The sequence below is a fragment of the Psychrobacter sp. 16-MNA-CIBAN-0192 genome (assembly GCF_040309565.1).
Classification (GTDB): domain Bacteria; phylum Pseudomonadota; class Gammaproteobacteria; order Pseudomonadales; family Moraxellaceae; genus Psychrobacter.
Window position 1 is genome coordinate 1 of record NZ_JBEOOX010000110.1, and the last position, 290, is coordinate 290.

At 42.1% G+C, this 290-nt stretch carries 1 protein-coding gene; it reads left to right on the plus strand.

What is annotated here, in order from left to right; genetic code table 11:
• Positions 1-290: transglycosylase SLT domain-containing protein (locus AAEY78_RS12550; protein ID WP_352339667.1), on the plus strand; the 290-nt coding region annotated here is incomplete at both ends.

Below are 290 nucleotides of genomic sequence, written 5' to 3' on the forward strand. Positions count from 1 at the left end.
GTACTTCTCACCAACGTCAATCCCAGTGGTAATTTTGATAAATTTACTAAAAAAGTAAAAGTCACTTATTATAAAGATTCTAGTCTATATGATGGTGGTAGTAGCAGTAATAGCAATGACTATGGGAGCAGCTCTGCAAGCAGTAGCGGTACTCGTAACTCTTATGATAGCTATATTTTGGCTTCAGCGCAGCGCCACGGTGTCGATCCAGGACTTATGAAAGCCATGATGCATACTGAGTCTGCCTTTAATCCCAATGCTCGCTCACCAGTTGGTGCGCAAGGTTTGAT